Annotated in this window: 10 protein-coding genes; 7 read left to right on the plus strand and 3 right to left on the minus strand. The window is 72.9% G+C overall.

The window, feature by feature from the left end; translation table 11 throughout:
• The gene (locus O7542_RS06695; RefSeq protein ID WP_069088339.1) at positions 1–987 is read right to left on the minus strand and encodes a UbiA family prenyltransferase; all 987 of its coding nucleotides are present in this window, start codon (positions 985–987) and stop codon (positions 1–3) included.
• Complete coding sequence (locus tag O7542_RS06700) at positions 984–2,165, minus strand: aminotransferase class I/II-fold pyridoxal phosphate-dependent enzyme (protein ID WP_199744108.1); 1,182 nt, start codon at positions 2,163–2,165, stop codon at positions 984–986. Before O7542_RS06700 ends, O7542_RS06695 begins: the two co-directional genes overlap by 4 nt.
• Before the next feature lie 817 nt (positions 2,166–2,982).
• Between O7542_RS06700 and O7542_RS06705 the strand changes: the two genes are divergently transcribed.
• From O7542_RS06705 to O7542_RS06715, 3 genes are all read left to right on the plus strand, one after another.
• Positions 2,983–3,375, plus strand: coding sequence for a VOC family protein (locus tag O7542_RS06705; RefSeq protein WP_043329945.1), 393 nt, complete (start codon positions 2,983–2,985; stop codon positions 3,373–3,375).
• A 48-nt stretch (positions 3,376–3,423) separates the two neighbouring features.
• A complete protein-coding gene (locus O7542_RS06710) occupies positions 3,424–4,074 on the plus strand; it encodes a M23 family metallopeptidase (protein WP_064445503.1) in 651 nt (216 codons plus the stop codon).
• A 157-nt stretch (positions 4,075–4,231) separates the two neighbouring features.
• Positions 4,232–5,050, plus strand: coding sequence for an endonuclease/exonuclease/phosphatase family protein (locus O7542_RS06715; RefSeq protein ID WP_274479261.1), 819 nt, complete (start codon positions 4,232–4,234; stop codon positions 5,048–5,050).
• Here O7542_RS06715 and O7542_RS06720 read toward each other — a convergent pair.
• A complete protein-coding gene (locus O7542_RS06720) occupies positions 5,030–5,857 on the minus strand; it encodes an SAM-dependent methyltransferase (RefSeq protein WP_043322995.1) in 828 nt (275 codons plus the stop codon). The two genes, O7542_RS06715 and O7542_RS06720, sit on opposite strands and share 21 nt — an antisense overlap.
• Positions 5,858–6,111: 254 nt before the next feature.
• Between O7542_RS06720 and O7542_RS06725 the strand changes: the two genes are divergently transcribed.
• From O7542_RS06725 to O7542_RS06740, 4 genes are all read left to right on the plus strand, one after another.
• Positions 6,112–9,252, plus strand: coding sequence for a BTAD domain-containing putative transcriptional regulator (locus O7542_RS06725; RefSeq protein WP_281605880.1), 3,141 nt, complete (start codon positions 6,112–6,114; stop codon positions 9,250–9,252).
• Between the two features lie 116 nt (positions 9,253–9,368).
• Positions 9,369–11,072: a bifunctional 3-(3-hydroxy-phenyl)propionate/3-hydroxycinnamic acid hydroxylase gene (locus tag O7542_RS06730; RefSeq protein WP_281605881.1), complete on the plus strand. Its 1,704-nt coding sequence runs from the start codon at positions 9,369–9,371 to the stop codon at positions 11,070–11,072.
• Positions 11,073–11,114: 42 nt separating this feature from the next.
• Positions 11,115–12,059, plus strand: a complete 945-nt coding sequence (locus O7542_RS06735) for a GIY-YIG nuclease family protein (protein WP_210869301.1) — start codon at positions 11,115–11,117, stop codon at positions 12,057–12,059.
• 134 nt (positions 12,060–12,193) lie between these two features.
• Positions 12,194–14,218: a hypothetical protein gene (locus tag O7542_RS06740; protein ID WP_281605882.1), complete on the plus strand. Its 2,025-nt coding sequence runs from the start codon at positions 12,194–12,196 to the stop codon at positions 14,216–14,218.
• The last annotated feature ends 1,160 nt before the right edge of the window (positions 14,219–15,378 follow it).

Raw genomic sequence — 15,378 nt, forward strand, 5'->3', positions numbered from 1 at the left:
TCATGCCTGCCGGGAAGACTGGGTCGCGCGCAACGTCAGCTCCAGATAGGCCATCATCGGAACGGCGACGACGAGGAAGAGCGTCGGCCGGTGCAGCGCGCCGAGCGACAGGAAGAACAGCGTGGTCGCCCTGATGAACCAGACCAGCGCCTCGTACGCGCGGGTCTCCGGCGCCCTGATGAGCGTCACGAGACTCTGCGTGAACCCGAGCCCGGACGCGACGAGCAGCGCCCAGAAGACGACCTCGGCATAGGCGCCCGCGCGATCGGCGCCCGCCACGGCCGCCGCGCCCGCGGCCACCACCGCCACGACCGGGAACACCACGGCGATCCGGCTGGAGGCCCTGGTCCCGATGGCCACCGGCAGCGTCCGGTAGCCCGCGACCCGGTCGCCTTCGATGTCCTTGAAGTACCCCACGAGGCAGAAGCCACTGAACGCGACCGCGACGAGCGCCGTCTGGAACCAGGTCACCGCCGGGATGTCGAGCCATCCCGCGTCGGGTCGGACGGCCACGGCGCCGAGCACCGTGAACAGCGCCATGTCGACGCCGTTGACGAGGTTGCCCAGCATGGGGATGCGCTTGGTCCAGGAGTAGACCAGGTGACCGCCGATCGCGATGACGCTCCACAGGGCCAGCGTCGGTGCGACCACGACAGCCACCAGCATCAGCGCGGTGGACAGCGCGAGCGTCAGCCCCAGCCCGACGTGGGGGTTTATCAGCCCGGTGACGAAGGGGCGGTCCGGCGCGTTGACGGCGTCGGCCTTGCGGTCGAACCAGTCGTTCATCACCACGCCGACGCCGTATCCGAGGGTGCAGAACAGCAGCCCGATCACGATGCTCGCGGCGCTGGCCCCGACCGGCGGCGCCGTCATGCCGACCAGACCGGCCGACAGCGAGAAGGGCACGAAGTGGAGCCGCCACATCCGCGCCCAGGCCACCAGCAGGTCCCGGGTGCTGACTGCGGGTTCGAGCCGGCTGACGGTCATCGGTCCTCCAGGTGCATCAGGTCGCGGACTTCGGCGAACGCGGCGACGACGCGCTTGAGCTGCTCCGACGTGTGCGTGGTGGCGAAGCTCGCCCGCAGCCGGGGCGAGGCGGCCGGGGGGACCACGGCGTTGACGTACACGCCGCGGTCCAGCAGGCTGCGCCACGCGAGCAGGGTCTGCTGGACGCCGTCGAGCCGCACCGACACGATCGGCGTCTCACTCGGTATCGGGTCGTAACCCAGGGCGGTGAGCTCGCGACGCACGTACGAGGCGTTCTCGACCGCCTGCCGGCACAGCCACGGTTCCGCCCGCAGGATGCGCAACGCGGCGTAGGCGGCGGCCAGGTTCGCCGGCGGCGCGGATGCGCTGAAGATGAGGCTGCGCGCGTGGTGGCGGAGGTACTCGATGACATCCTCCGGACCGAGCACCGCGCCGCCGATCGACGCAAGCGACTTGCTGAAGGTGACCGTGACGAGGTCGACCTGATCGGTGACGCCGAAATGGGCGCTGGTGCCCCGGCCGTCGGCCAGCACGCCGATGCCGTGCGCGTCGTCGACGAGCAGGCGGGCGCCGTACTGCCGGCACAGCCGGACCACCTCGTTCAGCGGGCACAGATCGCCGGCCATCGAGTAGACGCCGTCGACCACGACCAGCCGGCCGGCGTCCGAGGGGCCGGCCGCCAGCTGCCGCTCCAGGTCGGCCATGTCGTTGTGGGCGAACCGGCGGGTCTTCGCCCGGCTCATGCCGCAGCCGTCGTAGGCCGAGGCGTGCGCCTCGCGGTCGAGGATGACCTCGTCGTGACGAGACAGCAGCGACGCGATGACTCCGACGTTCGCCTGGTAGCCGGTCGGGAACACCAGAGCGGCCGGCATGCCGAGGAACTCGGCCAGCTCGTGCTCCAGCTCCTCGTGCAGAGGTGTGTTGCCGTTGAGCAGCCGAGAGCCCGTACGCGACGACCCGTACGCCTCGATCGCCGCCTGCGCCGCTGCTTTCACCTGGGGGTGGGAGGTGAGTCCGAGGTAGTTGTTCGAGCCGCACATCAGGATGTCGCCGTCCCCAGTCTGCGCGACGGTCGCGTCCTGCCCCTCGAAAGGAGTGAAGTACGGGTAGAGCCTGGCCGCGCGAGCCTCCCTGCTCTCGGTGTACGACCGGCAGCGGCCGAAGATGTCCACTGTCACCACGTTCGCGTAACCCCTCTCGTCTGGTACCCCGTGTGCATCAGGTCATCGGGCGGACCTGCTGCCCCAGCTGTCGGCGAACTCGCTCCGGACGGCGGCGCACCGCCGACCGGTTCCGGCCGGCACGGAACCGCTGTGCGGAGGGAGGTGGGCGATCGGACGCGGACGGCGTACGGAGGCTCTGCGGGTGGGTGCCCGCCGAGGCGGGCCCGGGCTCTCGCCGCAGGGTGGCCGGGCCTGCCCGGCGGCCTGGCGCAACGGCGCGCCGACACGCCGGTGGCGGGTTCGCCCGCGTGAACGACGGCCGCCGGCCGCGGTTCGGCCATTCCGAATGCGAGCGGGTGATCCGGGCACCGCGGCCTGCACTTCGATCCGGGGCCGGCGATATCTGCCGGCATCAGGCCATCAGGCTTGCGAAGGCTCTCGGAAGCCAGGAGCAGAACCAGAAGACGCGCTTCTACAGCAGCGCGATGAAAACGGTATTTCGACGGCAACGCATAGACCGGTACCTCCCCCGTTCCGCTGTCGACATTCATCAGCGGCGAATCGCTAAGCGATCTCTCTGGGGCAGGATGCTACGCCGGATCCGCAGCGCGAGTCCACCCCGCTTCGGGCGTCGGTTCCTCCCGGGCGCGGGGTCCACGCCGGCTTCCGGTGCGGTGCGCAGGGCGGTGATCGAGGGCTTGAACAGGGGTCATCCGGCCGGTTCGACAAGATCAACGAATAGTCGTCGATGAATAACCCGCATCTTCGTTCCGGCTGCCCGGCTTTGACCGGTCGCGCATCGGGCAGGCGAATCGGCGGGAGAATGTGGATAATGATCGTCGTGGCGCATCGCAGCAGACTCTCGACGATCCTGATCGACGTGCCGGGCGGTGAGGCGCCCGCAGCCGCCGCCTTCTGGTCGACGGCACTCGGCGTTCCGGCACGGACAGTCCCCGACGAGCCGCAGTTCACCTCTCTGCACGGCGCGTTGCCCGGCCTGGTGCTCGCGATACAGTCCGTGGACGAGCCGGCTCGATATCACGTCGACATCGAGACCGACGACGTCGAGGCCGAAGCACGCCGGCTGATCGCCCTCGGTGCTGTCGAGGTCGGCCGCTGGCTGGAGTGCATCACCTTACGGGCTCCGGGCGGTCATCTCGTGTGTGTCATCCCGTGCCACAGCGATCCGAAGACCTTCGAGTCCCTCTCCCAGGCGTGGGAGTAGGCGCGCGGCCACGCAGGCGTCCGCATGGCCCGTGTCATGCTCGAAGCGATGAGCACCCAGCGTCCGCGCGACCCACGTCCCCTCCGTCGGCCGCGCCGCCCCCTGGCCCGCGTCGCGTTGGTCGCCGGCGTCCTCGCCGCGTTGGGCGCCGTCGCTGTGGTCGTGGTGCCGCTGCTGCGGCCGCCGGGCCCTCGACCGGCCTTCCAGCTCCCGGTGGCCTGCGGTGAGACGTGGCGCCTGTCGACCTATCCCGGGCACGACGACTACGACATCGACCTGTTCCCGGCCCGGGGCGAGGCGTGGGGACGGCCGGTGCTGGCCTCCGCCGCCGGCACCGTCACCGTGGCCGGGGTCAACGGTTCCCTGGGCGGTCGCACCCCGCAGGACCCGAACGGGCCGAAGGGGCGCGGCGGCGGCTACTGGGTGAAGATCGACCATGGCGGGAAGTGGGAGACGCAGTACCTGCACCTGCTCGAACCGCCGCTGGTCGAGGCCGGTCAGCGGGTGGCCCGCGGCGATCAGCTCGGGCGGGTCGGCAGCACCGGGAACTCCGGCGCCCCGCACCTGCACTACGAGCAGCGCCGGGGCTGGGAGAAGGTGGAGGCCCACTTCGACGGCGTGCCGTCCGGCATCACGTCCGACGACCGCGAGTACACCGTCCGGCTGACCAGCGCGAACTGCGACCAGGGTCGCCGGTAGCCACGGTTCGGCGTACCACCGGGGTCGCGCCGGACGGCGGCGAGAGCGGTCCCGGCGATAGGATCACCGGCACCCGCCGCCCGTACCCGCTGGAGCCCCGCTGTCCCGGCAGCCCGCCACCCGTCCCGCCCGGCGTGCCCGCCGGGCGCTGGCGCTGGTGTGCCTGCTCGTCGTGGCCGGGCTGCCCGCAGGGTCGGCGCCGCTCGGCGAGCCCGGGTCCGGGACGCTGCGGGTGCTCCAGATGAACCTCTGCAACAGCGGCCGGGCCGGCTGCTACACCGGCCGGGCCGTCCGCCAGGCCGCCGACGTGATCGCCGCCGAGCGACCCGACCTGGTCACGCTCAACGAGATCTGCCGCGACGACGTGGAGACGCTGGAGCGCGCGCTGCGGGCCGCCCGTCCCGGCGGCACGGTGGTGTCCGCGTTCCACGCCGCCGGTGACCGCCCCAACGCCGAGCCCACCTACTGCAACAACGGCCAGCCGTACGGGATCGGGTTGCTGACCCGCCTCGACGCGCGCGGCGCGCGGCCCACAGTGCACCGCGGCACCTACCCGGCGCAGGATTTCGCCGACCCGGAGGAGCGGGTCTGGCTCTGCCTGCGGGCCGCCGGGCTGCTGCACGCCTGCACCACGCACCTGGCGAACACCAGCGGTCAGGTCGCGCTGGCCCAGTGCGCCCAACTGGTCGGCGCGGTGGTGCCGGCGATCCGCCGCGACGGCGGGTACGCGCCCACAGTGCTCGCCGGTGACCTCAACCTGCGCGTCGGCGGCACGCCGGACGTGCGGTCGTGCGTGCCGGCGGGTTACCGGCGGATCGACGACGGCGCCCGGCAGCAGATGGTGACGACGGGCGACGTCACGATCTGCTGCCACCGGCCGGTGGACATGCGCGGGACGACCGACCATCCGGCGCTGCTGGCGACGGTGTCGATCGACGGCGAGCCCGCGACGGACCTACGGTTTGCGGGCGAGTAGCCCGACGAACGTGTGGTAGGTGTCGGTCTGCTGCGGCGCGGGCGCGCCCGGATCCGGACGCCACTCGGCCAGCGGCACCAGCCCCGGCTCCAGCACCGTCAGCCCGTCGGCGAAGGCGAGGATCTCCTCGTCGGTACGCCAGCGGCCGGTGCCCAGCGACTCGTTGAAGACCCGCTCGACCTCGCGCGCCTTGCGGGAGCCCTCCGGGTCGCGCTCGCCTGGGTCGCGGAAGTGCGAGATCGCCACGTAGCTGCCGGACGGCATCGCGTCGATCAGCTCCGCCGCCACCGCGCCCGGGTCCTCGTCGTCGCCGAGGTGGTGCAGGATCGCGAAGAGCAGCAACCCGATCGGCCGGTCGAAGTCGAGGAACCGGCGGACGTCCGGGTCGTTGAGGATCTCCTGCGGTGCCCGGACGTCGGCCTGGATCACCGTCGCGGTGCCCTCCGCGGCGAGCAGCGCCCGCCCGTGGGTCAGCACGATCGGGTCGTTGTCCACGTAGACCACCCGGGCGGCCGGGTTGTGCTCGGTGGCGACCTCGTGCACGTTGCCCTGCGTGGGCAGCCCCGAGCCGAGGTCGAGGAACTGGTCGATGCCCGCCTCGGTGACCAGGAACCGGATGACCCGGCGCAGGAACGCCCGGTTGGCCTGGCCGGCGGCGGGCCCGTCCGGCGTGATCCGCAGCGCGTGCTCGGCGACCTTCCGGTCGACCTCGAAGTTGTCCTTGCCGCCCAGGAAGTAGTCGTAGACCCGGGCGACGCTGGGAACGTTGAGGTCGATGCCGGGGGGTGCCGCCTTGTCGCGGGTCACAGGCGTCTCCATTCGATTCTGATCAGCGCCGCCCGCCGGTGGGGTTACGGGCGTTTTCGGGGAGTGTAGCGACCGGACGGCCCGAATTGTGGCCCCGGCTGGTACCGCTCCCACGGCGTCGGCCCGTCACCAGCACGTTCACCGTGCGACACGCGGAACGCGCCGGGCCGGAACCGGTTCGCCGATGTCCGATGTGGCGTTCACACTGCCATACTCGGCATCGGACAGGTGAACATCGTCGTAAGGGTGATGGCGTGCGGTTCCGGGTGCTGGGTCCGCCCGGCATCGACCGGGACGGGCGAGGCGTGCCGCTCGGCGGGCCGAAGCAGCGGGCCCTGCTGGCCCTGTTCCTGCTGCGGCCGAACCGGTTCGTCGCCGCCGACTGGCTGGTCGAGGCGCTGTGGGACGGGCGACCGCCGGCCAGCGCCCACACGACGCTGCGCACCTACGTCGCCGGACTGCGCCGGGCGGTGGAGCCCGAGCGGTCCCACCGCGAGCCGGCGCGCGTCCTGCGCAGCCGCCCCCGGGGGTACGAGCTGCGGGTCGAGGACGATGCCGTCGACGCGATCCGATTCGGACGCCTGGTGGACCGGGCGGCGGACGCACTCGCGGCCGGGCAGCCGGCGGTCGCCGAGCGGACGTACGCCGAGGCGCTGGCACTGTGGCGGGGCGAGCCGCTCGCCGGCGTCGGCGAGCTGAACGCGGTGCGTCCGGAGGTGGCGCGGCTGACCGAGCTGCGGCTCACCGCCGAGGAGGGCCGCCTGACGGCTGCCGTCGCGGCCGGCCGGCACGCGCCGCTGCTGGCGGAACTGCGCCGCTTCGTGTCGGCGAATCCGCTGCGCGAGGGGGCCCGCGCGCAGTTGATGCTGGCGCTGTCCCGGTCCGGCCGGCAGACCGAGGCGCTCGCGGCCTTCGACGAGGGCCGCCGGGTCCTCGCCGCCGAGTACGGCCTCGACCCCGGTGAGCAGATGCGGGCGGCGCACCGGCTGATCCTGGAGCAGGCCGTACCGGCGCAGCCCGGACCCTCGGCGGTGGCCGGTCGGCAGGTCGTGCGGGCGGCCGGGCCCGCGCCGGCGCCGGCCGAACCCGAACCGGGCCCGGCCGCGGAGTCGCCGCGGCGGCACGCGGACCCGCTCGTGGGGCGCGGCGCCGAGCTTGCGCTGCTGCGGGAGACGCTCGACGCGGCCACCCGGCGCGGCGGGCGGGTGCTGGCAGTGGTGGGGGAGGCGGGCATCGGCAAGACCAGCCTCGCCGCGGCGCTCGGCGACCGGGCCGCCACCGGCGGCGTGCCGGTCGTCTGGGGTCGCTGTCCCGACGTCGGGCAGGCGCCACCGTTCTGGCTGTGGAACCAGGTGGTACGCGCGCTCGCGGCGATGCCGGACGCCGGCCCCACCGGCTCGGCGAGCCGCCTGGGCGGGTTCGCCGCCGGATCGCTGCCCGGCCCCGCGGAAGGCGGCGGCCTCGACCCCACGGCGCGGTTCCAGGTGTACGAGGCGGCGTCCGGCCTGGTGCACGCGGCGGCCCGGCGGCACGGCCTGCTGGTCGTGCTGGACGACCTGCACGCCGCCGACCCGGACTCGCTGCTGTTGCTGCGCTACCTCTCCGCCGGGCTGTCCACGTCCCGGGCGCTGGTGGTCGCAACGCTCCGTCCGTACGACCACGACCCGGCCCTGGTGGCGACGGTCGCCGAGCTGGCGCGCGGCCGCGACTTCGGTCAGCTCCGGCTCGCCGGGCTGGACGCCTCCTCGGTCGCCACCCTCGTCCGGCGCCGGACCGGGGTGGCGCCGCCGGAGCCGGTGGTGGCCCGCCTCGTCATCCGCACCGGCGGGAACCCGTTCTTCCTCACCGAGCTGCTGCGGTCCCGCACCGACGCGGCGGCCGACGCGGAACTGCCGCCGAGCATCCGGGACACGGTACGGCTGCGGCTCGTCGGGCTGCCCGAGCCCGCCCGACGCTGCCTCGACCTGCTCAGCGTGGCCGGACACGACCTGGACCTGCAGGTGATGGTGGCGGCGCTGGACACCACCGCACCGGCGGTCGCCGAAGCGCTCGCCCCGGCGTACACGGCCGCGCTGGTCACCGAGGCGGGGCCGGGCACCGTCACGTTCCGCCATCCGCTGATCGCCGAGGTCACCTACGCCGAGCTGGTCCCGCCGCGCCGGGCCGCGTTGCACGCCCGGCTGGCGCGCGCGTACGAGCGGGCCGCCGGTGTCGCGCCGGCCGAGCTGGCCCGCCACTATGGTCAGGCGATCGGCCTCGGACACGGCGAGGACCACCTGCGGTGGTCGCTGCGCGCCGCCGACGACGCGACGCGGCGGGTCGCCTACGAGGACGCGCTCGGTCACCTCGAACGCGCCGCGCACCGGCTGGCCCCGGCCGCGCAGACCTCGCCCGACGCGGCGTCCACCGAACTGACCGTCCAGCTGCGCCGCGCGGCGCTGTTGCAGATGACCGTCGGCGTCGGCAGCGACGCCGTCGACCAGGTCTGCGCCCGCGCCCGGGAGCTGCTGACGCTCGTCGGGCCGGACACCGACCTCCGGCACGCGCTCTGGGCGCTGGGTGAGCTGGCCGCCAACCGGGCCGAGTTCGCGATCTGCGCCGACCTCGCCGGGCGCCTGGTGCGGTCCGCGGACGACGGCAGCGGGCTGATCGCCGTGGCCGGTGAGTACCTGCTCGGCGCGGTCGGCTACTTCACCGGCCGTCAGGCCGAGGCCGAGCGGCGGCTCAGCGCCGGCATCGAACGGCTGCGTACCGTCGACCGGGCGCTGCTGCGCCGGGAGGTCGGCCGGCGGCCGGTGCTGGCCTGCCACAACTTCCGGGCGCTCGTGCGGTCGATGCGCGGCGACCCGGCCGGCGCCCGGGCGGACATCGCCGACGCCGAGGCCCTCGCCGAGGAACTGGACGACCCGTACGGCCGGGCCAACGCGGCGCTCTACGCGGCCTGGCTGGCGATGCAGGAACACGACGTCGACGCGGCCGACGCCGCGGGACGGCGGTGCCGGGACATCGGGAGGTCCACCGGCCTGCCGCACATGACGGCGACCGGCGCGTACTTCCTGGAGTGGGCCGCCGCCCGCGCCGGCGACCACGGCCGGCTCGACGCGATGCGCGCCGCCGCCGACGGGTTCTACCGTCCCGGGTTGCGGTCCACCCGCACCATCACGTGCGCCGCGATGGCCGAGGCGTACCTGACCGCCGGTCGCGCGGAGACCGCCGCGACGCTGGCCGAGGAAGGGCTGGCCGTGGCGGACCGGTTCGGTGAGCGCGTCGTCGTCGCGGAGCTGCACCGGATCCGTGGGGCCGCGCGCCGCGACCGCGCGGAGTGGGACCTCGGCGCTCGGATCGCCGCCGACCAGGGCGCCGCACTGCTGCGGCAGCGGTTCGCGACGTTCTGACCGGTGTGGCGGCCCGCCTCCACGCCTTCTCCACACCCTTTCCACGCCGGGCTGGTGCCCTGGTCGGCGTCGGACGGCCGGAGCCGTCCGGGACCACGTTCCGAAAGGGCATCACGATGGGATCAGTTCAGCCGCCGGATCGCCAGGCCGTCCAGGAGGTCGACGTCGCCGTCATCGGCTGCGGGCCGGTGGGCGCGCTCACCGCGAACCTGCTCGGCGCCCGCGGCGTCCGCACGCTCGTCGTGGAGCGCAGTGCGACGGCGCACGGCCAGCCGCGGGCCTTCTCCTGCGACGACGAGGCGATGCGCATCTACCAGCAGGCCGGCCTGCTCGACGAGATCCGCGACGCCACTGTCGCGCCGCCGCTCGTGGAATACGTCAACGGCGCCGGCCGGGTCTTCGCCCGGATGGCGCTGTCCGAGACGGACTTCGGGTACGGGCACGCGCCGCTGCGCTTCTTCGACCAGCCGCGGCTGGAACACACGCTGCGTACCGGGCTGGACCGGTTCCCGCACGTGCAACTCGCGCTCGGCACCGAGATGGCCGGCCTCACCCAGGATGAGGACGGGGTCACCGTGCTGCTGTCCGACGTGGCCACCGGGCAGCGGCGGACGGTCCGCGCCCGGTACGTGCTCGGCTGCGACGGCGCGCGCAGCGCCACCCGCGCCGCCGTCCGGATCCCGCTGTCCGGGGCGAGCTACGCCGAGCCGTGGCTGGCCGTCTCCGGCGACGTGCCGCCCGACGCGGTACGGGTCGGGGACACCCGGTTCGTCTGCGACTGGCGGCGTCCGGCGTTCGTGTCCCCGGGCGCGGCCGGCAGCTACCGGATGGAGTTCATGCTGCGCCCGGGGGAGACCCAGGACGAGATGCAGCGGCCCGAGACCGTCGCCGCGCTCGTCTCGCCGTACGTCGACCCGGACCGGTTCACAGTCACCCGCGCGGTGGTCTACACCTTCCACCACCTCATCGCGCGACGGTGGCGGGAGGGACGGGTGTTCCTGCTCGGCGACGCCGCCCACCAGATGCCGCCGTTCATGGGCCAGGGACTGTGCAGCGGCCTGCGCGACGCGGCGAACCTGTCGTGGAAGCTGTCGCTGGTGCTGTCCGGCGTCGCCGACGCCGCAGTGCTCGACACGTACGAGATCGAGCGGCGCCCGCACACGGTGGAGATGGCGCGCACGAGCGTCCGGCTGGGGCACGTCTTCCTGGCCCGCAACCGGGTCACCGCCGGAATGCGCGACGCCGCGCTGCGGGCGGTGCAGACGATCCCGCGGGTACGGCGGTTCGTGGAGCGCTTCGAGTTCAAGCCGGTGCCGGCGTACCGGCGGGGCCTGATGGCCGGCGGGCGGCGCGCCGGCGTGGTCGGGACGATGTTCCCCCAGCCGCGGGTCCTCGTCCCGGGCGCGCCCGGGGAGCGCCTGCTCGACGAGGTGCTCGGCGACGGTTTCGCCGTGCTCGGCCGCGCCGGCGTGGACAACCCGCTCGGAGCGTGGCGGCCGGGGCTGCCGGCGCGGTTCGTCGCGGTCCACCCGAGCGGTACGTCGCTCGCCGACCTGCCGGATCCGCTTGCCGGCCCTTCGGCACCCGGCGGGCCGGACCGGGTCGACGTGGTGGACGCCGAGGGGGTGCTCGGCGGTTGGCTGCGACGGCACGGCGCCGACCTGGTGGTGCTGCGGCCGGACCGGTTCGTGTTCGCCATGGTGGCTGCCGGTGGGATCGAGCAGGCCGGGCGGGACCTGTCCGACGCGCTCGGCGCGGCGCCGCACGGAGGCCGGAGCCGGGCGGACACAGCGGGACTCGCTGCGGCGCCGGGTTCGTGACCTGAGCCCCGGTGCTGGCTCCCGCTCCTATCATCGTTGACTGTGGACGACGCGAAGGTCGACCGGGTGGCTGTCGACGGGGCGGGCTCGATCGCGCACCTGCTGCCCAGGTCACGCGGCCGGTGCGGCATCTACGAGCTGACCTTCGCCGACGGTGAGCGGTACGTGGGGCAGGCCGTCGACGTGGTGGCGCGGTTCGGCATGCACCGCCAGAAGTGGCACGACATCGTCGAGATCGCTTTCCGGCGGGTGCCGCGCGACCGGCTCGACGAGGAGGAGCGGGATCAGATCCGCAGGCGGGAGTCGGCCGGGGTGCGGCTGCGCAACGTCGTACACACCGCCGGCCGGCTCGGCGCCGCCGACCTGGACCGGATACTGCCCCCGCCGCGGCAGCAACGCTGGCTGGCCGGACACGAGCCGTGCCGGATCCCCCTCGCGCTCGGCGAGGGGGATCCCGACCTGCGCCGCCGTACCCGCCACCAGTTCGACCGGCTGCGAGCCGATGCCCGGTTCACCGCCGAGATGGGCCGTCTGGTCGGGGCGTACCTGCGCCTCACGATCCCCGCACCGGAGCAGACCGAGCGTGACTTCTGGACGCTCACCGCGCTGCCCGGCACCAACGCCGCCCGCTACCCGCGCCTGTTCACCGTCTCCGTGCACGCGCTGGAGACGCTGTTCGTCTGCCATGACCGGCGGCGGCCGCAGGCTCCGCACATCCGCCTGAACATCGACGAGACCGTGGCCCGGTCACAGTTCCGCACGCGGCTGCGGCTGCGAGCGATGGGTGCGGCCCGGGCCCCCTACCGCGTCCGACCCGGGGTTTTGGCGCTGGAGTTCGAGTCGGTCGAGAGCGCGCACGACGCGCTGACCCGGCCGCAGATCGTCAAGGCTGCTCGCCGGCTCAACCTGGACCTGATGAGGAAGGGGCCCGCGCTCAACTGGAAGACCCACTGCCCGGACCTCGTCCGGCACGTGCTGTCGAGTTGAGCACGGGAAGGTTGGTGCGCTGCCGGGCGCGGCGGCCGCGACGGCGATCCCTTGCCGGGATGCGTGCACGCGCGTAGGAAGAGCACCACCATCCACCACCGTCGTACCACCCTCCGATGCCGAAGGAGACGCGCGTGCCCACCCCCAGACGGCTCCGTCTCGCCGTGTCCGCGCTGGTGACCGTATCGGCCGTGTTGCTCGGCTCCGGCGCCGCCGCGGCGCCGCCCGCGCCGGCCGCGAACCGGTCCTGCGACCCGATCGACCCGGCGGCCTGCCTGCTGCCGTTCCCCAACGACTACTTCACCGTGCCGGACCGCAGCACGCCGACCGGCAAGCGGGTGCGGTTCGCCGCCTCCGCGATGCCGGCGAACGTGCTCGGCGTGCCGATCGACCCGGCGGAGTGGAACCGGCAGGACGGGTTCAGCCCCGGCTCGCCGATCCTGGCGCGCGTACCCGGTCTCGACGCCACGCGGACCCGGATCGCGCCGGTCACCGACGTCGCGCGCTCGCTGGCGCCGGACGCGCCGATCGTGCTGCTCGACGCCCGCACCGGGCGGCGTACGCCGTACTGGGCCGAACTGGACGCGCACGCCGCCGGCAACCCGGACCGGCAGGTGCTGATCATCCGGCCGGCGGTCGCGCTGACCGAGGGCGCCCGGTACGTCGTCGGCCTGCGCGGCATGCGCGACGGCGACGGCGCGCTGATCCCGGCCCCGAAGGCGTTCCGCAGGTACGTGACCGGCGCGGGCCTGGACCGGCGTGACCCGCGCGCGCCTCAGATGAAACGGATCCTCGCCGACCTGAGCCGGGCCGGCGTCAAGCGGCACAGCCTCTACCTGGCCTGGGACTTCACCGTCGCGAGCCGGCACGGTCTGACCGGGCGGATGCTGGCGGTCCGGGACGGCGCGTTCGCCGCGCTCGGCCGCCGCGCCCCCTCGTTCACCGTCAGCCAGGTCACCGACTACACGCCCGAGCAGGACCCGCTGATCGCCCGGCAGGTGACCGGCACCGTCGCCGTGCCGTCCTACCTGACCGGTGACGGGGGACCGGGCTCCCGGCTGCACTACGGTCCGCCCGGCGGCGACGGCACGCCGCCGACGCCGAACGCGCTGCCCACACCGTCCGGCACGACGGTGGCGGCCGACTTCGTCTGCAACATCCCGCGCAGCGCGTCCGCCACGAAGCCAGCCCACCTGTCGCTCTACGGCCACGGTCTGCTCGGCCGGCCCACCGAGATCAACGCCGGCAACGTCAAGACGATGTCGCAGACGTACGACTTCACCTTCTGCGCGACCAGCTGGATCGGCATGGCGGCGGCCGACGTCCCGTACGTGGCGGGCGCCTTCACCGACCTCAGCGCCTTCCCCGCGGTGGCCGACCGGCTCCAGCAGAGCTTCCTGAACTTCCTCTTCCTCGGCCGGACGATGATCCATCGCAACGGGTTCGCCGGCCATCCGGCGTTCCGCGACGCCGCCGGACGGCCGCTGATCGACGTGGCCGGCGGGCTGCACTACGACGGCAACAGCCAGGGCGGCATCAACGGCGGCGCGCTGACCGCCATTGCCCAGGACTGGACCCGCTCGGTGCTCGGCGTGCCCGCGATGAACTACTCCACGCTGCTGCAGCGCAGCGTCGACTTCGCCCCGTTCCAGACCGTCCTGGACGGCTACTACCCGGACAAGATCGATCAGCAGCTCGTCTTCGGGTTGTTGCAGATGCTGTGGGACCGGTCCGAGGCCAACGGGTACGCCCAGCACATGACCGACCGCCCGCTGCCGCGTACCCCGGCGCACCGGGTCCTGATGCACGTGGCCTTCGCCGACCAGCAGGTCTCCACCGCGGCGGCGGAGGTGCAGGCCCGCACCATCGGCGCCCGCCTGCACACTCCGGCGCTCGCCGACGGCTGGTCACCGGACGTGCGCCCGTTCTGGGGCATCGCGCCGATCCGCAGGTACCCGTACGCGGGCTCGGCCATGGTGGTCTGGAACAGCGGCGCGGCGTACGCGCCACCGCCGACGAACCTCGCCCCGGCCGGACCGGAGTACGGCGAGGACTCGCACGAGTTCCCCCGCGCGCAGCCCGGCGCGCAGCGGCAGAAGGCCGTCTTCCTGCTCACCGGCAAGGTGATCGACGTCTGCCCGGGCCGGCCCTGCCCGTGACGTCCGGACCGGGCGTGCGATGGCGCACGCCCGGTCCGCCGCCGGGGGAGTGGCGCCACCGGCAGCGGCGCGCGGCGTCTGATCGCTGACAGGTGAATCAGCGATTGGATATCCCGCGTCTTTACGGCCAGATCCCGAACAAGACCTCATTATCCGGCTCTTCTCCGCAGTAGGAACTGTCTCCGATAAGGCGCTGATTCCACATGAGACGGACATGTCCCTCCAGTCCGTGATTGCGGCACGGGTGGATGAGACCGGCCGGCACGGGCTCCTGGGCGAGAAGTCAACCCCGTGGATCAGGGCAATTTTGAGGACTTCTTCCTCTTGTTTTCGCCCACTCCTTTACTTTGGTCGACGCGCTTATCGCGCGCCCCGATCCGGATGCGGAAGCCATTTCCGCAGGTCGCGTGGAGTGTCGTGAGCATACTGATCTTGGCTGCCCGGATTGGCGGCCCTGATTGGCGTGATCGACGGGCAACGCAGAGCGACGCCTGGTGTTATGCTGCGCTCCGGGGGAGGTAGTCTGGATGATGTCATCGGCTATCAGGCGGGCCTTGGCCAGGAGTTTCAGGCCCGTACACGACGGCGTTTATTCCACTCGTCAATATGTGCGGCGAGGACGGCATAGGCGGGGCGGATGACGCCCGCCGACGCGCTTCTTGGCTGAAGCGCACCATCTGTCACGGGCATGGCGCAGCGGGGCACGTGGGCCGCCGTACGCGCGTTCGCCCGCGTTTTCCCTGCGGCAAGGCGCGCCGTTGTGTATGCCGTGATGGCCTACGGCCTGCGCTTTTGCGCGCTCCCTGCCGGGCGGGACGCTGCTCCGGGTCGACTGTCGGGTAAGTGGCGCGCAATTATCCGACAGTGGCAGAGCTGCGTTCACCTGCAGTTATGAAAATCGTTCCCGCCTGTCGGAGAGTTGGCGCTCGGTGCGTTGCTTGCGCCTCCTGGGAAAACCGAGTTACACAAACTTTATCAACGATCAGGGTTGACACTCGCCGATGGACGCCGGGATGCTGGTGCCGCCGCCGTCCTGGTAGTCGGCGGGACGAACGCGGATCCTTTCGCGAAGTCCAGAACGTGCTTTCCGGACTATTAACGTGGTGCGAACGCAGCATTAATCATGCATTCGTGCCGGACCTGCTGTGCCTTTACCGGAC

It is taken from the genome of Micromonospora sp. WMMC264, from assembly GCF_027497275.1.
GTDB lineage: Bacteria > Actinomycetota > Actinomycetes > Mycobacteriales > Micromonosporaceae > Micromonospora > Micromonospora chalcea.